Genomic DNA, 21,028 nt, shown 5'->3' with positions numbered 1-21,028 from the left:
ATTGAAAAGAGTGAAAATTTCATATATTAAAAAACTACCTGACATCCTTCTGAAAGGCTGGATAATATAGAGGTATACCGATATTTTGAGAAGAAATGGGAAAGCTAACTTTTAGGAGGAGATTATGATGAAAATAACAAACTATGCAATACAGATAGAAGATTATCTGGAAAATTTACGAAATGAGGAACACAGCCCCACTACAATCCGGCAGTACCAGCGGGACATTCTCTGTTTTTCTCGTTTTTGGATACCGGAGAACTGACCAGAGAGGCGACCCTTTCCTACAAGGAAAAGTTGGAGCGGAAATATCGGCCAGTCAGTGTGAATGTGAAGCTGTCCGCCCTGAACAGTTTCTTTTCTTTTATCGGGCGGAGTGATTTGAAGCTGAAATGTCTGAAAATTCAGGAAAGCCCCTATTGTCCGGCCGAGAAGGAACTTAGTAAAGGGGAGTATCTGCGCCTGGTCAGGGCGGCACTGGTCAGGAAAAATGAAAAGCTGGCTTTGATTTTGCAGACCATCTGCGGTACTGGGATCCGGGTATCCGAGGTGAAATATGTCACGGCAGAGGCGGTCTGCCAGGGGGAGGCAGTGATTCGGCTAAAGGGAAAGACCCGCATGGTCCTGTTCCCGAAGAAGCTGCAAAAGGTACTGAAGGGGTATATGCGCCGGGAGAAGATATCTGCCGGGCCAATCTTCATCACACGGACCGGGAGTCCATTGGACCGAAGCAATATCTGGAAGATGATGAAGGCACTCTGCCGGGATGCGGAAGTGGACGCGACGAAAGTATTTCCCCACAACCTGCGCCACCTGTTCGCCCGATGCTTCTAGGATTCTACAGAGAAGGCGGGACAGACCGGAACCGGGGAGATAAAAAAATAAGGGAGGATTCCTATGAAGAAGAGACTGCCGGGTATCCTGTGCGCCCTGGTATTTCTGGCGGGACTTGCGATCTTTGCCTATCCGAAGGTGGCGGATCAGTGGAACACGCTGCACCAGAGCCGGGCGATATCGACCTACGATGATGCAGTACAGGAATTGGATGAAGAGGATTACAGCCGGATCTGGGAGGAAGCGAGGGCCTATAACGCTAAGATAACGGAAAATACCTTTCATGGCGATGCCTTTGGGACGGTGGATGCCGGGGACAGTCAGACAGGTAATACGAATGAACCGGAAACCTCCGGAGATGGCCGGGAGGGTGAGATCAGGCTGGAGGACACCGAATACTGGAAGGTCGTGAATGTCGATGGGACCGGGATCATGGGTTATATATCCATACCGAAGATTAATCAGAGGTTTCCCATCTACCATGGCACCTCTGAAGGAGTGCTGCAGATTGCGGCGGGAGCGTCTACCTCCTACAGCCGGGGAACGGCAGAGAAATTAGAGCCGGGCCTGTATCTGGTGAAGGCGGAGAAGGTGCAGCATGACGGCTATGAGTATTCGTTCAGCCGTATCTTATCTCAGTTCCCACCAGCGAGTACCGTATGGGCGAGGGAAAGGGCGACGATGAGTGGCTGTATGATGTGACGGTGGGCCTGAAGCCTTCGAGGGAGCCGCTGGAAGGCGATATGAAGATCCGGAAGACTCTGAATACTTACAATGAGTCCCTCGGGGAAGTGACCTTTGTCTTTGAGGTGACGGGGAAGGACCCAGTGACGGGAGAGGTTGTATATAACAATGTTGTTTCGATGAATTTCGACGATGGGACGCCGACCGGCACCCAGACAGTGAAGATCACGGGACTTCCGGTGGGGACTGTGGTGACGGTGAAGGAGATCTATAACGGTGGGAGCTATAAGGAAGTGTCCGCCGACTATACGACGACGATCGAGCCGACGAAGGACGGGGTCTCCCAGACGAAGCCGGTGACGTTTGTCAATGATTATGATGATAAGCTGAAAAAAGGCTGCGGCATCGTGAACCATTTTGATTTTGTGGGTGATGAGGCCCATACGGATGAGGATGGCAACCTGGTGGTAAAGGGCCATTACGAGTGGGAGAAATGGTTCCCGGATTTCGTAGAAGCAGAATCGGAGAGCGGACCCACGGGAAAGGGCACCGTGCCGGAGGAAGAAGAGCAGGGTGCGCAGTAAAGGAGGGGCAGGAGAATGAAGAACAGGATCAGTAAGAAAATGATCAATAAGAGAATGCTCAATAGAAAAACGTTCAATAAGAGAACGCTCCTTCTGTCTGCTGCTGCGCTGGCCTTGGTGGGGAGCGTTTCCATCAAGAGCGCGATGGCGTATTTTACGACCTATGTGACGGCAAAGGGAGGCTGTGAGATCTCCTTTGACACGACGACCACCATCGAGGAGGAGAAGGTAGTGAACCGGATCAAACAGGTGCAGGTGCAGAATACGGGAGAGAACCCCTGTTATGTGAGGGTAAAGTATTTTGCCGGGGCAGAGCTGTTTGCCCTGGCACCGACCCAGACAGACGGCTGGGTGCAGGGAGAGGATGAGTACTGGTATTATACTAAGGTCCTGCAGCCCAAAGGAACAGCGGACGGCGCGGATCTGACCAGCAGGCTGGGGATGCAGATCGTGGCAAAGGACGGTACGAAGGATATGTTCGGTATAGATGGCGGGTACAGCTATGCCTATGATTTTGATGTAGTCGTTGTTCAGGAGTATGTGCCGGTGCAGGCGGATGCGGACGGGAATCCTCTGGATCCGACCAGCTCGGAGGTTGACTGGACGATGGCAGTGAAAGACGTGAGCGGAGAGGGGGCTGATGAGTGATGAATAAGAACGGAAAAGCCCTGAATAAGAATGAAAATGATTTGAATAACAACAGAAAATCCCTGTATAAGATCAGAAAAGTCCTGAAAGGAAGAACAGGGACGTTCCTTCTGCTGGGTCTTGCAGTAGCATGCTTACTTGGGAGCGGGATTGGAAGCACCCGTGCAGCGCTTGCAGATCTACAGTGAATACTACGAAGCGCGTGTCGGCATGTACGATATCGGCATCACCCTGGTGTTCCTGCGTCTGAAGAAACGAAATGAAGAGGAGAAGAAGAGGAGCGAACCGGAAGGGAGGCCGAAGAACGTATGAGTAAAGAATTGTTACAAAAAGGCTATCTCGACCAGAGGGCAGGAGTGGCTCCATGGAAACAGTTTAGAAGAGAGATTCCAGGCTGTAAAACGACAAAATTACTGCGAAAAAGTCTATTAAATATAAATGGCCAAAAACTGCGGAGAAGGTTTGCAAAGGGCCTTGCGGCGGTCTGTACAGCAGTTCTTGCGGTGACCCAGCTTGGACCTATGGAGGCTAAAGCGGCGGATTCCTATGAGACCACCTATAAAGTAATCATCTATTCCGGAGACAAAGGGATCTTCAACGGGACCGGCTGTGTGTCCGGGGCCGGAGAGGCGTCGCTTGCGGGGGCAGACACGATCGTGGTGTCCGGCCTGCATTATGGGGACACGATCAGCATCAACGTGTCCAGCACGAACGGGGCGATCAGCCTGAATCCGGAGGACGGCGGGAAGTACCAGCCGACAGGGACGAGGCGGAGCGGTCGTGACAACAGCGAGGCATTTGACAAGGAGAACACGACCAGCCCGAGCCGGATCTATACAGTAACGAGCGACCGGACCTTCGTGGTGACCTATGGGGTTCCGGGGAAGATGGTCCCGTACACGGTCAGCTATGTGCTGGCAGATACGACGACGCCGGTGCCGGGAAGCGAAGCCCAGACCTTCTACGGGGTGGCCGGGGAGAAGCCGGTGGTGTCCGCACCGTATTTTGAAGGCTACACGCCGGTTTACAAAGCGATAACGGGAACACTGAGACGCGGGCAGGAGAATACCGGGGTATTTGAATATACGAGAAACGTGGAGCAGATCACAACGGAACCAGCATTTTTCACTTCTTTCTGTTCAGTCTTTGCGTTCAGGTTGGGAAGAATGATCTTAAACGCATTATCGGACGTTTCAATCTGCGGCGTCATCCCGGTTCCTTCGTAGGCATCCATGATTTTCAGTATTCCGGTGCCAGAGGCTTCAATCAGCTCCAGACGGTAAAATACATTTGCCAGTTTCGCATTCCGGCAGACGGAAATTCCCATCGTCAAATCCTTTAAGGTCACTCCGCTTACCAGGCCGCCTATAGAGGTAAATTCGATCCTGTCTGTATAAATGCTGATAAAGATACTGGCCCGGAAAGAATATTCACGGTGCACCAGAAGGTTCAAAAGAGCCTCCCTGACAGCGACCTCCGGGTAGTCCCGCCTGTCGATACGGCGCAGTTTATCAAAAGTCGAATGGGTCTGATTGCAGAAATCAATAAAATCATAAACATCATCCATCTGCTGGAACAGGGATCCGGCAAATTCTTTCCGGTCCGCAAATTCTTTTCCGGCTTTCTCAAAGGTCAAATTCTGCTCCAAAGACCGCCTTTCCTCAAAGTGGTCGCCATCCGTTTCCTTAATCATGTGCCGGATCGCCGTATTGGTTGACGGCACGGAGGAATATCCCTGACGGACATAGACCCCTTCGGGACGCAGCCCTTTTTTCGCAATATAATAAGGCCGCTCCATTCCCTGCTGAATATCAACCGCGACGATTTTCTTTCCGTCTACCGTCAAGGTCTCATAATGGAGAAACATGGTTAAGTCCGGTTTGATTGCATCCCGGACCATATTGCTGACCTGCAAGGAAGCACCCTCCGGGTCAGTCTGTTAACGCAGACGGCTATATATGAAAAAAAAGATATTTAGACTGTATTTTAGAAAAATTTCTGCTATTATATAATTATACCGAAAAAAATCAGGTGCATTTTCAAATTTCGAGAAGAAATGTGAAAATTGAGCATCAGGAGGAGGTTGTGATGAAAACAACAAATTATGCGGTAAAGATAGAAGACTATCTGGAAAATTTACGAAATGAGGAACACAGTCATGCAACGATCAGTCAGTATCGTCGGGATATTCTATGTTTTTTCTCATTTTTGGGTACCGGAGAACTGACCAGAGACGCGGTTCTTTTCTACAAGGAAAAGCTGGAGCAGGAATATCAGCCTGTCAGCGTGAACGCGAAACTGTCCGCTCTGAACAGTTTCTTAACCTTTGTTGGGCGGAGTGATCTGAAACTGAAATTTCTGAAAATTCAGAGAAATGCCTACTGCTCTGCTGAAAAGGAAATAAGTAAGGCGGAGTATTTGCGCCTGGTCAGGGCGGCACAGGATAAGAGAAATGAAAAGCTGGCTCTTCTTTTGCAGACGATCAGCGGTACCGGGATTCGGGTATCCGAGGTGAAATATATCACCGCGGAGGCAGTCTGCCAGGGGGAAGCTATAATCCGGTTAAAGGGGAAGACCCGAACGATTCTGTTGCCGAAGAGGCTGCAAAGAGCGCTGAAGAGTTATCTGCGCCGAGAGAAGATATCTGTCGGGCCGGTCTTTATCACACGGACCGGGCGGCCGCTGGATCGGAGCAACATCTGGAAAATGATGAAGACTCTCTGCCGGGAAGCGGATGTGGACGAGAAAAAGGTATTCCCCCATAATCTGCGTCACCTGTTTGCCCGGTGCTTCTATTCGGTAGATAAGGATATCGCCAGACTGGCGGATATTCTGGGACACAGCAGTATCAATACCACACGCATTTATATTATTTCCAGCGGGGCGGAGCATCGACGCCGTCTGGATGCGTTGGGACTTGTAGTCTGAACAAAAAGGGGGCAAAAAAAGAGTGCGGATACCATTCTTTTTGGAATCCACACCGCCTGACGGGCTTTACCACATAATTGACATTATGTGGTGCTTGCAAACAGGATATTACATAATTAGCCCCTGATATATTTATATAGTATTGCTGAATACTTGATTTGTCAAGGACATATATCTGAAATTTTCGGATTTTTTTGTGGCTTTGGGCATGACAACAAAGCCTTGCTGGTTATTTTCCGGAAAGGCTTGATTCACACGCATATACATGTGCGGGTATTTATAGATTTCGCTTTTTTATATGGTCCCTCCATATGGTTTACGCGTTTCACACTACATAATGTCAATTATGTATCTAACTTGTAAAGGCATAGAAATATGCAATTCGATTTTTCCCTGATCATATACAATTACGACGAATATACAGCTATAGTAGGGAGCTTATTATGCCAGATAAAGAGTTAAAAGGGCCCGGTGGCAAAGAAGGTCAGACGGTATGAGCGAAAAAAGAATTCATGAAATGCCGACGGACAGACAAGTAAGGTCTGAACTGAAGCGTTTGAAATATAAGAAGTTCTACCGTTCTGTACTGTACAGCACGGCCTATACTCTGCTGGTTGTGGCCGCTGTTGCCGTCCTGATAGAGATTTTATGGCTGCCGGTGCTGCGGATCAGCGGCAGCTCCATGACCCCTACCTTAAAGAACGATGAGATCGTCCTTTCGTCCAAGACATCGGACTTCGGGCCGGGGGACATTGCAGCTTTCCGCTATAACAACGAGGTGTTAGTTAAGCGAATTATCTGTGGCCCCGGGGATTGGGTCGATATTGACGGGAACGGTACGGTATACATTAACGGGATTCAGCTGGAGGAACCGTACCTTGTGGAAAAGGCACTGGGCGATTGTAATATCAAGTTACCTTATCAGGTTCCGGATGGCAGATATTTTGTCATGGGGGATCACCGGTCCACATCGGTGGACTCCCGGAATACTGCTGTGGGATGCGTATCTCGTGAGCAGATTGTAGGGAAAATATTCTTTCGCATCTGGCCGCTGAACCGGATGGGAATATTGGATTGAGAAAGGAGGTATGCAAAATGCAGGAAGAGAGGAAGCAGGAAGCAGCGGGGTATCTTGCCCGGAACTGCCGCCGACAGGTATGGAAGAGGATGGTCGGGGTTTTAGCCTGTGTTGTGGTATTTTGTACCACTTACGCGCTGATTCTGCCTGCTGTTACTAAGGAAAATACCGCTTATTGCGGGTTTGAAGAGCATAAACATGGCGAAGAATGCTATGAAGAGAAGCTGACCTGTGGGCAGGAGGAGACGAAGGATACTGTCCATGAACATAGTTCGGCATGCTATGGCAGACAGCAGAAATTGACTTGTGGGCAGGAAGAGAACTCGACTGTCCATACTCATGTGGAGAATTGTATTGTCAGGGAGCAGCAGCTGGTATGCCAGGATATGGATCCGGAGCACCATCACGCAGAAGAATGCTATGAGACGGTTGAATCTTATATCTGTGGTTTTAAAGAAGGAGAGACAGAAGGACATATTCATACGGATAAATGTTATAGCGCCGAGGAGGTGCTGCAGTGCGGTAAAAAAGAGGGAGAAAAGATACCCGGACATACACATACGGATGAGTGCTATACAAAGGCCCTGATTTGTGAGAAGGAGGAGCATACACATGAACTGGAGTGCTATTCCGACCCGGAGGCGGATTTGGAGACTGCGAAGGAATGGGAGAGCAGTATGGCCGATATGAAGCTGACAGGAGACTGGCGGAAAGATGTGGTTGCTGTGGCGGAAAGCCAGCTGGGCTATCGGGAAAGCGAAAAGAATTATACGGTAGACGAAAAAGGGAACAAAAACGGCTACACTCGCTACGGAGCCTGGTATGGTGAGCCTTACGGCGGCTGGGACGCCATGTTCGTCTCCTTCTGCCTGCATTATGCAGATGTTGAGGGATATCCGGTGGATTCAAGCTGTCAGAAATGGATCGAGACGCTGAACCGGGAACCATATTATGAGTATTTCTCACGTGGAACCTATGAACCTCAGCCGGGAGATTTAGTTTTCTTTCAGACTGACGATGACGATAAGGATGGAGCAGACCACATCGGCATTGTTGTAGAGAGTATACCTAAGGGCACCCAGGATGGCCAGTCGACCGTTTCACAAGGAATGGAAGAAACGGCGCAGATTAGAACGATTGAGGGAGATAATCCAAACTGTGTCCAGTATGTTACACATAATATCGATGATCCCAATATTTTGGGATACGGAAAACTCCCGGAGAATCCGAAGCTTGTACAGTCTGAAGAGAAAGCCGTGCAAAATTCTTCTCTGTTCGGAATGCCGGTTGAAGCGGAAAATAATGCAAGCACATTGAACGTTGAGGTGTCGCCAACTCCGGCGCCGGACTATATCGGAACGATTCCTGATTCTTCGGTCAGCACCGAATGGCAGATTACAAAAGAGCCGTATGCAGGGCGCGGACAGGAGAATAAGACCGGTTTTGATGACAATCACGATGGTGAAATGGATGTATATCTTCAAAAGAATGCCGTTCCGACAGATGTGGAAAATGAATTCCTGGTTTATCTAAGTATGGATAAAAAAATGACGTGGGAACAGTTTTTACACGAATCATCGGTTTTGATTACGTCGACCAATAAGTATGCGAAGGAGCCGGTTGGGACGGTAGTTCAATCTGTTGCAGGAATGTCATCTGAACTGATGTCGCACTACCAGCAGGGAGTAGCTGATCGAAAGTATTACGTCAATATCCAGGTTTATCAGAACCAGGATTCCGTAGCCCCGCTTTACACATACTATGACTGGCGTTATGGAGAGACACCGAACTGCTCTAACGGTACAGTATTTCTGAATGTGCCCGGATTGGGATATATGGTTGCTCAACATGAAGTGAATTATAAGTATACCGGAGGTGGATCCGGCAATCCATTTGAGTTGAAAATCTACCTGGACTCTTTTCCTTTAAGCAGCGAACTTGTTATGTACAATACCGTGTTTGAAAGTGTCACTGATCAACTTGGGGATTATGTGGAATTTATGGAATTGGTCAGTGCAGATGGCGATTTCACTTATGATGACGACCAAAGGCAAATTATATGGAAACCGGCCGACAATGAGGATGTCATTTCTCAGGTAAATCCGGGTTCCATGAGCAGCGTATGGGAAGAGAATATCACCCAGCTGGTCTATCGTGTCAAGCTGAATGTTGAAAAAGAGGGTTTCATAAGCTGCGCAGACACGCTGGATTCCAAAGAGAGTTCTATTCAAGAAGACGAAAGCTACAAAGTTAACAACGAGGCGATCCTTTCCTATCATACAGAGCCTTTGGAGAGTGTTGGCGGTGAAAGAAGTGAAACTTTTACTGTAGCATATCCTGTTCCAGAAGTGCGTGGTATGCTGTACAACATCACATTCAGCAAGGAAAACGAGAAGGGGCAAAGCCTTGAGGGAGCTGTTTTCGGAATCTATCAATCAGATGGGACAACGCCTGTGGAGAATCCGGACGGCACCCCTTGTACCATAACAACAGTTGCTGGAGAAATCAGCCGATTCCGGAATCTGCCGTATGGCACCTATGTGATAAAGGAGTTGAACCCTCCAGCCCACTACAGCGTGCCTGAGATCAACACGTGGACGGTTCCATTATGCTACACGAAGGATCGGGACCGCCTGCTGGGGCAGGATCAGGCAGACCCTCATAATCTTCGTTATACAGGGAATGACAACGGCTCTGGTCGGTGGGTCATTGTGAATCATAGAGGTGAGTATACCTATCGGGTAAAAGTGGTAAAAACAGATGCAAACGAGACCGTGCTAAAGGATGCGCAGTTTTCTATCACAAATCCGGAAGAGCCGACAGAAACGCTGACAGGAACGACAGATGAATCCGGATGTATTGTTTTCCCGGGCGTTTTTCATCCAAACATTGAGTATACTCTTTCAGAGCTTGCTGCGCCTGCCGGATACAATCTGCTTCCTGCAGATATTCACTTCATATTGAAGGATGAGGAGGAGACAGACACGCAAACAGTTGAACTTGTGAATGCAGATCAATTGAATCATCTGGTTACACTTACTCTTTCGGAAGATGCTGACGGTCCTATTTTGAAAATACAGGTCATTAATCAGGCAGGATATGTCTTGCCCGCAACCGGTGGCCCAGGGACTACCCTGTTTACATTAAGCGGGCTTTGCCTGATAGCCGGTGCGCTTATGTGTAGCTCTTACTTACAACGCAGGCGGAAAAGGAGGGTAGGGTAAGGCCGCAAGACTACAGGCTGCCTGAAACCGGCGGTCAGGTACCCCCGTATACCATTGGAGGACTGCTGTTCATAGCGGCAGCTTACTCCTATTGTATAGCAATAAAAAACGCAGAAAGGAGGATTTTGCGTCCTTCTGGCGCATAGTAACACAATTCATAAGTTTTATAAAATCAAATTAAGAAAGGAATGATAAGAATCATGAAACATACGAAGAAATTAGCAAGTCTTTTGCTGACACTGGTTATGGTTTTGAGTATGGGCATTACCGCTTTTGCACAGAAAGTGGATGCCGAAAAGGGCGGAAGCGCTACCATCACAATTAATAATGCATCGAAAGGCGAAACATACGAAGTATATAAGATTTTTGACGCTACTTATAACAACGATACGGGAGCCATTGCCTATACCTATAATGGCACCTTGCCTGCAAATTCATATTTTGTACAGGATGCCAATACTGGCGCCATCACAGCTACCGATGCTGCGAAGGATAGTGAGGGCTTCCTGAACAAAGCTGCAACTGATTGGGTCATGAATAATTTGAAGGGAGATCCGGTTGCCAGCGCTGAAGCGGATGGCTCAAAGCTGACCTTTACGGGCCTGGAGTACGGCTACTATCTGGTTACCAGCACCCATGGCACATTGGTCGCTGTCAACAGCACCCAGCCTGATGCGGTCATGAACGATAAAAACTACGAGGTTCCTTTCTGGGATCCCGAAGGTGGTAAAACGATTGTGACTGACGGAAGCACCACTGCGGATATCGATGAAGCCAACATTGGTGATACTGTTAACTTCCGCCTGTCCATCATCACCCAGAACTTTACTAAAGAGAATGATAATCCTATTGCCTACTATACCATCGGTGATAACTTCCCCGACGGTCTGGATCTCATTGCGATCAACAGTGTGACGGTTGACAGAACTCCTGTTGATTATACCCCCACCGGCAATGGATTCCCCATCACGATCAAGTGGGCTGATGAAAATGGCAACAGTCTCTATAATACGGACGCAAATCTGGTGGTCAATTACACCGCCAGACTTAATGACAATGCTGTAATCGACGGAGACGGTAATGAGAATACCGCGACCTTCACCTATGGCTACTATAACCCGGAGAATCCGGATGATCCTACCCCTGGCAAAGAAACCGAGGAAGACTCCGCGAAGGTTTACACCTACGCTTTGGGCTTTAAGAAGGTGAGCGACGAGGGAACTGCACTTGCCGGTGCAAAATTCCAGCTGCCTTTCTATGTGAAGGAAGCCCCAGCCGCTGATGGCGCTTACATCTACGCCGGAATTGAGGAAGGGGAAGGCCTCACTAACACGCTGACCACTACAGATACCGGATTGATCGTTATCAAAGGCGTAGAGCCTGGCGACTATGAATTCTCGGAAATCAAGGCGCCCGACGGCTATAACAAGCTGGATGGACCGTTTACTGTTCCTGCCGCACGGACGGGTTCCTCTACTACTACAACTGTGATCACCAGATATCTGGATGAGGATGGAAATGTAACAGACGTAGAGAGCGATATCAGAGTCACCTATGAAGAGGGAAATATCTCCATTACAGACCTGGGCGTTGTTGTCAATAAGACCGGAGCCCTTCTTCCCGCTACCGGCGGTATCGGTACTACGATCTTCTACGTAATCGGTGCAATCCTGATGATCGGTGCAGGCGTGATGCTGGTTACCAGAAAGAGAATGTCCAAATAACAGGATCATGTAAAAAATAAAAAAGAATCGGATAGGCGGTCTTTGGACCGCCAGGTCCGGTTAAAAAAGCGGGAGACTGCAATAATACAGCTTTAGGGAGATGCTTATGAAACGAATGAAAAGAGACCGCGGGTCTACCATTTTAGTCTTTGTTTTTTTCATCGGCCTCTCCGTGGTGCTGTATCCGTTTATCAGCGACTATTGGAACTCCAGGAATCAGTCCCGGGCGATAGCGACATACAGCGACACGGTCGCACAGATGGATGAGGCAGATTATGAGGCGATGCTTGAGGAAGCGCATGCGTACAATAAAGAACTTCTGGGGTTATCCTTTCCCTTTGTGGAGTATGAGAGCCTTGGAAAGTATGAGGATATTCTGGATATCAGCGGAACCGGAATCATGGGTTACGTGACGATACCGGTTCTGGGCGTGGAGCTCCCAATCTACCACGGGACGGACGAAAGGGCGCTGCAGGTCGCGGCAGTGCATTTGGCGGGTTCCGGCTTTCCTGTGGGAGGCATCGGTACCCATGCCGTGATCTCCGCCCACAGGGGGCTGCCCTCGGCGAAGCTTTTCAGTGATCTGGATGAAATGATGGAGGGCGACATTTTCAATATCACCGTTCTGAATCAGATGATTACCTATGAGGTGGACCAGATCCGGATCGTTCTTCCGGAAGAGGTGGAGGAGCTTAAGATTGATGCCGATAAGGATTACTGTACCCTGATGACGTGTACGCCTTATGGCATCAACTCGCACCGCCTGCTGATCCGGGGGATTCGGACGGATGCGGCGGGGATAACGACAGCCTATGTACCGGCGGACGCGACGCAGATCAATCCTACTGCAGTTTCCATCGTACTGGCGATTCCGATGGTATTTATCCTGCTCATCATCCTGCTGATCGATCAGCGGAGATGTGAGAAGAAGACGAAGGAAAAGCCGGATGCCGCAGAGAAATAGGGAGGATATTAATGAAGAAACGACTGCCGAGCATCCTGTGTGCCCTGATATTTCTGATAGGGCTGGGGATTTTTGTATATCCGAAGGTGGCAGACCAGTGGAATACGCTGCACCAGAGCCGGGCGATAGCGGACTACGATGACGAGGTACAGAATCTGGATGAAAAGGATTACAGCCGAATCTGGGAGGATGCCCGAAACTATAATGATAAGATAATACGCAATACATTTGGCGGAGATATTTTTACAGCGGTGGGTGCCGGAGACAGTCAGGAGGCTGCAAAGGGGGACCCGAAGGGTGAGGAGATCGAGCTGAAAGAAACGGAGTACTGGAAGGTCCTGAATGTGGGTGAGACCGGGATCATGGGGTATCTCTCTGTTCCCAGGATCAAGCAGAAGTTCCCCATTTACCACGGGACCTCTGAGGGGGTGCTGCAGGTCGCAGCGGGTCACCTCCCGGGGACGAAGCTTCCTATCGGCGGAGAGAGCTGCCACAGTGTCATAGCGGCGCATAGAGGACTGCCGTCGGCGAAGCTTTTGTCGGATGCGGACCAGCTCAGGGTGGGAGATAAATTCTACATCCATGTGCTGGATGAAGTGCTGGCATACCAGATCGATCAGATTCTTCCAATGGTGGATAAGGATGATCTGGATGCACTTACGGATGCGATGCAGATCGTGGAGGGGAAGGATTATGTGACCCTGCTTACGTGTACGCCCTATGGGATCAACAGCCACCGCATGCTGCTGCGGGGAATCCGGGTTTCCTATAACGGCGAGGAAGATGAGAGAGCGCTGGCGCCGATGGACAGCATGGTCGAGTCTGTAAAGAGCTATTATATGCTGTACCTGATGATGGCGGCATTTATCATACTGATGATCCTGCTCCTGTCAAAGCTCAGAATCGCGTTATATAACAGAAGACATAAAAGGAAATAACAGATGCAGGAAGCGTGAGAAGATAGCAGATATAAAGGAACATGAGGAAATAGCGGACATAAGGAAACAAGAGAAGATAGCAGATATAAAGAAACATGAGGAAATAGCGGACATTAGGAAACAAGAGAAAATAGCAGATACAAGGAAACAAGAGGAAATGGCAGACCCATCAAGGAGGGAGAAGGATGAATCGGATTAGGAGAAAGAAAGGATACATAGCCGGAGTGCTGGCTCTGGTGCTTGCCGTATCAGGGATGCATCTTATGGCGGCAAGGGCGGCAGGCACCCTGGACTTTGACAGTCATACCTGTTCACTGACCCTGGAGACGACGGGAATCGAGTTCGCAAAGGAGCTGTCCGGCGTGCCGGAGATTCCGGTAAAGCTGTACCAGGTGGCTACCATGGATAGAACAGCAGGCTATACCGTAGACACAGAGCGGTATGGCAGCGATATCGTGATTGAAGATAAAAGGGATGACCGTGCGGCATGGGCACAGCAGTGGAAAGATCTGGCGCAGAAGGTCACAGAGAAGATTGAAGCGGAAGGAAGCGCCATTAAAGAGGATGCGACCGTCATGATGCATCCGGTGGCAGAAACTGATACGTCCTACAGCCGGGGAACGGCAGAGAACTTAGATCCGGGGCTGTATCTGGTGAAGGCAGAGAAGGTGCAGCATGACGGGTATGAATATTCGTTCAGTCCGTATCTTATCTCAGTTCCCACCAGCGAATACCGCATGGGCGAGGGGACTGGCGATGACGAATGGCTGTACGATGTGACGGTGGGGCTGAAGCCTGCCAGGAAGCCATTGGAAGGCGAGATGGAGATTCAAAAGACCTTAAATACGTATAACGAGTCCCTCGGGGAAGTGACCTTCGTCTTTGAGGTGACGGGAACTGACCCGGTGACCGGGGAAGTGGTGTATAACAATGTTGTTTCGATGAATTTCGACGATGGGACGCCTATCGGCACTCAGACTGTGAAGATTACAGGGCTTCCGGTGGGGACCGTTGTGACTGTGAAGGAGATCTATAACGGCGCCGGCTATACGGAGGTGTCTGGTGATTATACGACAACGATAGAGCCGTCGATAAATGATGACAGCGGAAATCCAATCTCCCAGACGAAACCGGTGACCTTTGTCAATGACTATGACGATAAGCTGAAAAAGGGCTACGGTATCGTGAACCATTTTGATTTTGTGGGCGATGAGGCCTATATGGATGAAGATGGAAACCTGGTGGTAAGGGGCCATTATGAATGGGAGAAATGGTTCACGGATTCCGTGGAGGCGGAGGCTGAGGCCGGGCCTACAGGAAAGGGCTTCGTGCCGGAGGAAGCTAAGCAGAGTGCGCAGTAAAGGAGGGGCAGGCGAATGAAGAAGAAAATTAGTAGGAAAACACTTTGGCTGTCCGGGGCTGCGCTGGTGCTGGTGGGAAGCCTTTCCATCAAGAGTGCGATGGCGTATTTTACCACGTATGTGACGGCAAAGGGAGGCTGTGAGATATCCTTTGGCACGACAACCACCATTGAGGAAGAGGGGGTTGTGAACCGCATCAAACAGGTGCAGGTGCAGAATACGGGAGAGAACCCTTGCTATGTGAGGGTGAAGTATTTTGTCGGGACAGAGCTGTTTCATCTGGCGCCGACCCAGACGGATGGCTGGGTGCAGGGGGAGGACGGCTACTGGTATTATACCAAAGTCCTGCAGCCGAAAGGTTCCGAAAATGGTGAGGACCTTACCAGCAAGCTGGGAATGCAGATCGTGGCAAAGGACGGTACAAAGGATATGTTCGGCGTAGATGGAGAGTACAGCTATGCCTATGATTTTGATGTAGTAGTCGTTCAGGAGTATGTGCCGGTACAGGCAGATGCAGAGGGGAATCCTCTGGACCCGACAAGCCCGGAGGTCGACTGGACGATGGCAGTGAAAGACGTGAGCGGAGAGGGGGCTGATGAGTGATGAATAAGAACAGAAAAGCCCTGAATAAGAACGGGAAAGCCTTGAATAACAACAGAAAAGCCCTGCATAAGATCAGAAAAGTCCTGAAAGGAAGAGCAGGAACGTTCCTTCTGCTAGGACTCGCGGCAATGTGTCTGCTGGGGAGCGGGATCGGAAGCACCCGTGCGGCGCTGCAGATCTACAGTGAATACTACGAAGCGCGTATCGGTATGTACGATATCGGTATCACCCTGACGGAGAACGGAAAGGAGATCGCAGTCCGCGACTATGCGAACCAGATGGCCCAGGGAGAGGAGAGCGCCGGCTGGACAACGAAGAACGGCGCGCTATTGGAAACTATGCTGGAGGAATCCGACGGATGCCTGATTCCGGGACGGAAGTATCAGGAGGAACTGTCCGTAGTGAATTCCGGCTCCATCCCGGAGTATGTGCGTGTCCGGATCTACCGCTACTGGGTAGATCCGGAGGCCGGGAAGGATGAGGACGGTAACGAGGTGAAGGTGACCACCATGGATCCTGAGTGGATCAAGCTGGAATTAGAGGAGAGCGGCTGGTGGAGGAATGAGGCAGAGTGCACAGATGAGTGTACGGTGCTGTACTACCGCTCAGAGCTGTCGACAGGCGGAGCGGCCACCTTCTGTAAGAGCATCACCATCGATGATGCAGTTGCTAAGGTGACGAAGACGGAAGTCGAGGACGGGGTCGTAAAGACAACGTATGATTATGAAGGTAAGAAGTTCGTCCTGGAAGTGGATGCAGATGCGGTACAGAACCATAATGCCGCGGGTGCAATCCGCAGCGCATGGGGCGTTGACCCGGGTTATATGGAGTAGGAGGTAGGCTATGAGAGCTATGAGAAGATCAATGAGATGCCTGATTGCCATGTTGCTGGCCTTCCTGATATTCCCGGCCAGCGTATCTGCGGAAGACATTGTCAGTACCCGGGATAACTGGGTGGAGTTTACGAAGAACCATAAGATGGCGGATAACTTTGCGGCGGGCGGGATCACGGGTGAGGCAAAGAATGACCTGCAGCCGGGAGATACGATGACTTTTCGGGTGAATATCAGGAATACCTCGGCGGATACAACGGCATGGTATATGAGGAATGAGGTACTCCAGACGCTGGAGAGCCAGCAGTCCATCGCGGAAGGCGGAGCGTACACCTACGTGCTGACCTATATCGGTCCGAAGGAGACGAGGGTGCTGTATGACAGCGAGGCAGTCGGCGGAAGCGAGGAGAGCGGGGAAGGATCTGTGGTAGATGGGAACAAGGGACTGGAGCAGGCGACGGTAGCGCTGGATGATGAGGAATATATCTATCTGGATACATTGGAAGCAGGCGCGAAGGCGCAGATGACACTGAAGATCGGACTGGACGGGGAGACCCAGGGAAATGATTACCAGGATACCCTGGCGAGAGTGAAGCTTGGGTTTGCGGTGGAGCTTGTTGATACACCAGCCGGTACGTCAACGACGCCGAATAAACCGGACACACCGAACCCGAATCGGGATGTGATCAAGACGCCGAGGACAGGAGACACGTCCAATGTGATGCTTTTTTCCATCATGGCGCTTATTGCAGGGATCGTATGTATTGTGCTGGTGTTCCTGCGTCTGAAGAAGAGAAATGATGAGAAGAAGAGGAAAAGGGGAGCGAACAGGAAAGGAGGCCAGCAAAAGTATGAGTAAGGAATTATTACAAAAAGGCCTTCTGAATGAAGAAACAAAGAAACAGTTTAGAAGAGATATTCCAGGCTGGAAAGTGGGAAGACTACTGCGAAAAAGCCTTCTAAATATAAGTGGCAGAAAACTACGGAAAAGGTTTGCAAAGGGCCTTGCGGCTATCTGCACAGCAGTTCTTGCGGTGACTCAGTTTGGACCTATGGAGGCAAAAGCAGCAGATGATTATGAGACTACCTATAAAGTAATGATCTATTCTGGAGACAAAGGAACCTTCAACGGGACCGGCTGTGTGTCCGGTGCCGGAGAGGCGTCGCTTTCGGGGGCAGACACAATCGTGGTGTCCGGCCTGCATTACGGGGACACGATCAGCATCAACGTGTCCAGCACGAACGGGGCGATCAATCTGAACCCGGAGGACGGCGGAAAATACCAGCCAACGGGAACCAGGCGGAGCGGCCGCGACAACAGCGAGGCGTTTGACAAGGAGAACATGACCAGTCCAAGCCGGATCTATACGGTGACGAGTGACCGGACCTTCGTTGTGACCTATGGGGTTCCGGGGAAGATGGTCCCATATACAGTCAGCTACGTGCTGGCAGGAACGACAAATCCGGTGCCGGGAAGCAAAGCACAGACCTTCTACGGGGTGGCCGGAGAAAAACCGGTGGTGTCAGCGCCGTATTTTGAAGGGTATACGCCGGTTTACAAAGCAATAACGGGTACGCTGAAACGCGGGCAGGAGAACGCCTGGGTATTTGAATATACGAGAAATGTGGAACAGACTACGACCGAGCCGGCAACGCCTCAAGCCCCGCAGCAGGGTGAGGACCAGACCGGAACGACGACCACCCCGGGAACGACCGATAATGAGGCAACGGGTACGACTCCCGGAACCGATAATGAAGGTACGGGAACTAACCCGGAAACCAATGAGGAAGGAACTAATGAAGGTGATACCACAGCCTTAGAGGAGGAGGAGACACCGGGAGGACTTCTGGATTTGGACGACGAGGAAGTCCCGGCTGGTAACCTGAATCTGAGCGATTCCGAGAAGGACAACAAGGAAGATGCAGCGGAAGCGAGCCATTTTCCGGTATTTGTAGGGATTGGGATAGCGGCAGTAATTTTGCTCCTTGCACTGATTGGAGTGCTGATTAAGAGAAGGAAATCTCTGTAAAAGCAGCTATGTCTGATTGACATTGCGGTTCTTCCGCACGGTATTGCAGCACCGCTGAAAGGAGATCCGAAAGAAAAATGAAAGAGAAAAGATCCATTCAAATCAGACCCGGGTTCTGTGTCGGGAAGCTGACCGTCACAGAAGCGACCCCGGAGCGAAAAAACGGATATACGATATGGCGCTGCACCTGTGAATGCGGCAGGAGCATCTGCCTGGATACCAGAACACTTAAGCGTGGTATCGTGAGGGACTGCGGCTGTGAAACGGTGGTAAAGCCCGGTCAGCGGGACATTACCGGCCAGCGATTTGGAAAGCTGACAGCACTTTATCCAACCGAAAAGAGGGGAAGAGACGGAAGTCTAATCTGGCATTGCAGGTGTGATTGTGGCGGTGAAGTGGATGCACCTCTCCACCAGCTCAGTGCCGGTTATCGGAAAAGTTGCGGGTGCCTGAGCAGACCGCCCCTGAAGGATTTTGTCGGGAAACGGTTTGGAAAGCTCGTGGTGCAAAAGTACGCGGGGAAATGGAAGGGTCTGCATCACTGGCAGTGTATCTGTGACTGTGGAAATGAGACTATTGCGGGCCAGACCGCTTTGCAGAGTGGAAAGACGAAAAGCTGCGGCTGTCTGGGGAATCCACCTGCAAAGGACATTTTGGGAAGGCAGTTCGGGGATCTGACAGTCATAGCCTATGACGGTAAACGGGAGGGTACGTATTTCTGGCGCTGTCAGTGCAAGTGTGGAAATGAAACGGTCGTTCAACAGAATAATCTGCTTCTGGGACATACGAAAAGCTGCGGCTGCCGCCAGAAAACCGTATACAAAGAGAACCTGAAGCTAATTGATGGCACGTCCGTTACAATGCTGGAAGCCAGCCGTCAGCATCGCCTGATCAGTACCAATTCGAGCGGCTATGGCGGGGTCTACAGGAAAAGAAAAAGCGGAAAGTGGGCGGCGCAGATCACATTTAAAGGGAAAACCTATTACCTTGGCTCATTCATAAAAATCGAGGATGCTGTAAAAGCCCGAAAAGAGGCGGAAGAAAGCATATATGGTGAATTTTTAAAGTGGTATTACGAAGTTTATCTTGAAGAGGAAAAAACGGATGCAATTCCTTCCGTTGAAAGCTATTGATATTTTAAAGAATTACTTTTCGCCACCCGGCGGGCGGCAAATAAATAACTTGGAGGTAAGTATTTCAAGGGTATCGCTTAATTTAATTTTGCGATACCTTTTTTATTGCCTACGAAAGAAGATTCATTTTAGAAAAATTTCCTGATATTCCCATAAAAAGGTGGAAAATATGGAGATATTCCGATATTTTGAGAAGAAGTGGGAAAACTGACCATCAGGAGGAGATTGCGATGAGAACAACAAATTATATAGTACAGCTAGAAGATTATCTGGAAAATTTGCGAAATGAGGAGCACAGCCCTGCCACGATCAGTCAGTATCGTCGGGATATTCTTTGCTTTTTCTCATTTTTGGATACTGAAGAACTGACCAGACAGGCGGTCCTTTCTTATAAGGAAAAATTGGAGCGGGAATATCAGCCCGTCAGTGTGAACGCGAAGCTGTCAGCCCTGAACAGCTTCTTTTCTTTTATTGGGCGGAGTGATTTGAAACTGAAATTTTTGAAAATTCAGGGAAGTGTCTATTGTTCTGCCGAAAAGGAGCTTAGCAAGGAAGAGTATCTGCGACTGGTCAGGGCGGCAAAGAATAAGAAAAATGAAAAGCTGGCACTCCTTTTGCAGACCATCTGCGGTACGGGAATCCGGGTATCCGAGGTGAAATATATCACCGTGGAGGCGGTCTGCCGGGGAGAAGCGGTGATCCGGCTAAAGGGGAAGACCCGCGCGATTTTGCTGCCGAAAAAGCTGCAAAAGATATTGAAAGGTTATATACGCCGGGAGAAAATTGCTACAGGATCGATTTTTATCACACGGACCGGAAGGCCATTGGACCGGAGCAATATCTGGAAGATGATGAAAGCGCTCTGCAAGGATGCGGAGGTGGACGAAAAAAAAGTATTTCCCCACAACCTGCGTCACCTGTTTGCACGGTGTTTCTATTCGGCTGATAAGGATATCGCCAAACTGGCGGATATTCTGGGACACAGCAGCATCAATACCACCCGTATTTATATCATTTCCAGTGGGGCGGAGCACCGTCGCCGGCTGGATGTGCTGGGACTTGTGGTTTGAGCGTAAAAAGAGGCAAAAAAAAGAGCGCGGACGCCTTTCTATGACATCTGCACCAGCCTGGCGAATTTACCTCATAATTCGCATTATGTGGTATGAAATATGGAAATTATACAAAGAAAACTTGCAAAAAACAGAAATGCAGAGGTGCTGTCACATAAATAGGCACTAAAAATAAACCTTTCTGAAAAAATCGTCAGTAAGGCTTTATCTCTATGTCCGATTCCAAACAAATCCTGGGATTGTCGTCTTGACAAATCGGACATTTGGCCATATTATAATATTATAGAAAGGGCTGATTATGTAATGTCCTGTTTATAAATACCACATAATGCGAATTATGTATCAAATTTACAAAAGGATAGGAGAATAAAGCCCTGTCCTTTCCTATCATA

At 49.6% G+C, this 21,028-nt stretch carries 21 protein-coding genes; 20 read left to right on the top strand and 1 reads right to left on the bottom strand.

The genetic code is table 11. The features are described from left to right. Positions 1–124 precede the first annotated feature (124 nt). The 7 genes from ABXS75_16575 to ABXS75_16545 all read left to right on the top strand — a co-directional run bounded on the left by ABXS75_16575 (position 125) and on the right by ABXS75_16545 (position 3,062). Positions 125–265: a site-specific integrase gene (locus tag ABXS75_16575; GenBank protein XCP84646.1), complete on the top strand. Its 141-nt coding sequence runs from the start codon at positions 125–127 to the stop codon at positions 263–265. After that, positions 247–834: a tyrosine-type recombinase/integrase gene (locus ABXS75_16570; GenBank protein XCP84645.1), complete on the top strand. Its 588-nt coding sequence runs from the start codon at positions 247–249 to the stop codon at positions 832–834. The genes ABXS75_16575 and ABXS75_16570 overlap by 19 nt, the downstream gene beginning before the upstream one ends. Positions 835–897: 63 nt before the next feature. Continuing rightward, positions 898–1,536 (top strand): hypothetical protein, encoded by a 639-nt coding sequence (locus ABXS75_16565; protein ID XCP84644.1) that lies wholly within the window; start codon positions 898–900, stop codon positions 1,534–1,536. Next, positions 1,494–2,102 (top strand): DUF5979 domain-containing protein, encoded by a 609-nt coding sequence (locus tag ABXS75_16560; protein XCP84643.1) that lies wholly within the window; start codon positions 1,494–1,496, stop codon positions 2,100–2,102. The genes ABXS75_16565 and ABXS75_16560 overlap by 43 nt, the downstream gene beginning before the upstream one ends. A 15-nt stretch (positions 2,103–2,117) precedes the next feature. After that, positions 2,118–2,750 (top strand): hypothetical protein, encoded by a 633-nt coding sequence (locus ABXS75_16555; GenBank protein ID XCP84642.1) that lies wholly within the window; start codon positions 2,118–2,120, stop codon positions 2,748–2,750. Beyond that, a complete protein-coding gene (locus tag ABXS75_16550; GenBank protein ID XCP84641.1) occupies positions 2,750–2,938 on the top strand; it encodes a hypothetical protein in 189 nt (62 codons plus the stop codon). Before ABXS75_16555 ends, ABXS75_16550 begins: the two co-directional genes overlap by 1 nt. Then, complete coding sequence (locus tag ABXS75_16545) at positions 2,913–3,062, top strand: hypothetical protein (protein XCP84640.1); 150 nt, start codon at positions 2,913–2,915, stop codon at positions 3,060–3,062. Before ABXS75_16550 ends, ABXS75_16545 begins: the two co-directional genes overlap by 26 nt. A 712-nt stretch (positions 3,063–3,774) precedes the next feature. Here the strand turns inward: ABXS75_16545 and ABXS75_16540 are convergent. Beyond that, positions 3,775–4,665 carry an ATP-binding protein gene (locus tag ABXS75_16540; protein ID XCP84639.1) on the bottom strand — a complete coding sequence of 297 codons (891 nt, stop codon included), beginning with the start codon at positions 4,663–4,665 and terminating at the stop codon, positions 3,775–3,777. 173 nt (positions 4,666–4,838) lie between these two features. On the opposite strand from ABXS75_16540, the gene ABXS75_16535 reads away from it, so the two are divergent. The 13 genes from ABXS75_16535 to ABXS75_16475 all read left to right on the top strand — a co-directional run bounded on the left by ABXS75_16535 (position 4,839) and on the right by ABXS75_16475 (position 20,636). Further along, entirely contained in the window at positions 4,839–5,678 is an 840-nt protein-coding gene (locus tag ABXS75_16535) for a tyrosine-type recombinase/integrase (GenBank protein ID XCP84638.1), read from the top strand. 493 nt (positions 5,679–6,171) lie between these two features. After that, complete coding sequence (gene lepB, locus ABXS75_16530) at positions 6,172–6,756, top strand: signal peptidase I (GenBank protein XCP84637.1); 585 nt, start codon at positions 6,172–6,174, stop codon at positions 6,754–6,756. 17 nt (positions 6,757–6,773) lie between these two features. Then, complete coding sequence (locus ABXS75_16525; GenBank protein XCP84636.1) at positions 6,774–9,980, top strand: SpaA isopeptide-forming pilin-related protein; 3,207 nt, start codon at positions 6,774–6,776, stop codon at positions 9,978–9,980. Between the two features lie 200 nt (positions 9,981–10,180). Then, complete coding sequence (locus ABXS75_16520; GenBank protein XCP84635.1) at positions 10,181–11,704, top strand: isopeptide-forming domain-containing fimbrial protein; 1,524 nt, start codon at positions 10,181–10,183, stop codon at positions 11,702–11,704. A 106-nt stretch (positions 11,705–11,810) separates the two neighbouring features. Then, positions 11,811–12,668 (top strand): class C sortase, encoded by an 858-nt coding sequence (locus ABXS75_16515; protein XCP84634.1) that lies wholly within the window; start codon positions 11,811–11,813, stop codon positions 12,666–12,668. A gap of 11 nt (positions 12,669–12,679) precedes the next feature. Continuing rightward, positions 12,680–13,606, top strand: a complete 927-nt coding sequence (locus ABXS75_16510) for a class C sortase (protein ID XCP84633.1) — start codon at positions 12,680–12,682, stop codon at positions 13,604–13,606. 185 nt (positions 13,607–13,791) lie between these two features. Further along, positions 13,792–14,967 carry a DUF5979 domain-containing protein gene (locus tag ABXS75_16505; protein ID XCP84632.1) on the top strand — a complete coding sequence of 392 codons (1,176 nt, stop codon included), beginning with the start codon at positions 13,792–13,794 and terminating at the stop codon, positions 14,965–14,967. A gap of 15 nt (positions 14,968–14,982) precedes the next feature. Continuing rightward, positions 14,983–15,570 (top strand): hypothetical protein, encoded by a 588-nt coding sequence (locus ABXS75_16500; GenBank protein XCP84631.1) that lies wholly within the window; start codon positions 14,983–14,985, stop codon positions 15,568–15,570. Continuing rightward, positions 15,570–16,403, top strand: coding sequence for a hypothetical protein (locus tag ABXS75_16495; protein XCP84630.1), 834 nt, complete (start codon positions 15,570–15,572; stop codon positions 16,401–16,403). The genes ABXS75_16500 and ABXS75_16495 overlap by 1 nt, the downstream gene beginning before the upstream one ends. 10 nt (positions 16,404–16,413) lie before the next feature. Further along, on the top strand, positions 16,414–17,262 hold the full coding sequence (locus tag ABXS75_16490; protein XCP84629.1) for a hypothetical protein: 849 nt from the start codon (positions 16,414–16,416) through the stop codon (positions 17,260–17,262). Then, a complete protein-coding gene (locus tag ABXS75_16485) occupies positions 17,255–18,433 on the top strand; it encodes a hypothetical protein (protein ID XCP84628.1) in 1,179 nt (392 codons plus the stop codon). Before ABXS75_16490 ends, ABXS75_16485 begins: the two co-directional genes overlap by 8 nt. Before the next feature lie 77 nt (positions 18,434–18,510). Continuing rightward, positions 18,511–19,566: a transcriptional regulator gene (locus ABXS75_16480; GenBank protein XCP84627.1), complete on the top strand. Its 1,056-nt coding sequence runs from the start codon at positions 18,511–18,513 to the stop codon at positions 19,564–19,566. A gap of 230 nt (positions 19,567–19,796) precedes the next feature. Then, entirely contained in the window at positions 19,797–20,636 is an 840-nt protein-coding gene (locus ABXS75_16475; GenBank protein ID XCP84626.1) for a tyrosine-type recombinase/integrase, read from the top strand. The last annotated feature ends 392 nt before the right edge of the window (positions 20,637–21,028 follow it).

The organism is Roseburia hominis (assembly GCA_040702975.1).
Lineage (GTDB): Bacteria > Bacillota > Clostridia > Lachnospirales > Lachnospiraceae > Allocoprococcus > Allocoprococcus hominis_A.
This window is presented reverse-complemented; position numbering and strand designations above follow the sequence as displayed.

Coding starts and splice junctions, on each gene's coding strand:
- ABXS75_16575 (XCP84646.1), top strand. CDS start 125: ATGATGAAAATAACAAACTATGCAATACAGATAGAAGATTATCTGGAA.
- ABXS75_16565 (XCP84644.1), top strand. CDS start 898: ATGAAGAAGAGACTGCCGGGTATCCTGTGCGCCCTGGTATTTCTGGCG.
- ABXS75_16560 (XCP84643.1), top strand. CDS start 1,494: ATGGGCGAGGGAAAGGGCGACGATGAGTGGCTGTATGATGTGACGGTG.
- ABXS75_16555 (XCP84642.1), top strand. CDS start 2,118: ATGAAGAACAGGATCAGTAAGAAAATGATCAATAAGAGAATGCTCAAT.
- ABXS75_16550 (XCP84641.1), top strand. CDS start 2,750: ATGAATAAGAACGGAAAAGCCCTGAATAAGAATGAAAATGATTTGAAT.
- ABXS75_16535 (XCP84638.1), top strand. CDS start 4,839: ATGAAAACAACAAATTATGCGGTAAAGATAGAAGACTATCTGGAAAAT.
- lepB (XCP84637.1), top strand. CDS start 6,172: ATGAGCGAAAAAAGAATTCATGAAATGCCGACGGACAGACAAGTAAGG.
- ABXS75_16525 (XCP84636.1), top strand. CDS start 6,774: ATGCAGGAAGAGAGGAAGCAGGAAGCAGCGGGGTATCTTGCCCGGAAC.
- ABXS75_16520 (XCP84635.1), top strand. CDS start 10,181: ATGAAACATACGAAGAAATTAGCAAGTCTTTTGCTGACACTGGTTATG.
- ABXS75_16515 (XCP84634.1), top strand. CDS start 11,811: ATGAAACGAATGAAAAGAGACCGCGGGTCTACCATTTTAGTCTTTGTT.
- ABXS75_16510 (XCP84633.1), top strand. CDS start 12,680: ATGAAGAAACGACTGCCGAGCATCCTGTGTGCCCTGATATTTCTGATA.
- ABXS75_16505 (XCP84632.1), top strand. CDS start 13,792: ATGAATCGGATTAGGAGAAAGAAAGGATACATAGCCGGAGTGCTGGCT.
- ABXS75_16500 (XCP84631.1), top strand. CDS start 14,983: ATGAAGAAGAAAATTAGTAGGAAAACACTTTGGCTGTCCGGGGCTGCG.
- ABXS75_16495 (XCP84630.1), top strand. CDS start 15,570: ATGAATAAGAACAGAAAAGCCCTGAATAAGAACGGGAAAGCCTTGAAT.
- ABXS75_16490 (XCP84629.1), top strand. CDS start 16,414: ATGAGAGCTATGAGAAGATCAATGAGATGCCTGATTGCCATGTTGCTG.
- ABXS75_16485 (XCP84628.1), top strand. CDS start 17,255: ATGAGTAAGGAATTATTACAAAAAGGCCTTCTGAATGAAGAAACAAAG.
- ABXS75_16480 (XCP84627.1), top strand. CDS start 18,511: ATGAAAGAGAAAAGATCCATTCAAATCAGACCCGGGTTCTGTGTCGGG.
- ABXS75_16475 (XCP84626.1), top strand. CDS start 19,797: ATGAGAACAACAAATTATATAGTACAGCTAGAAGATTATCTGGAAAAT.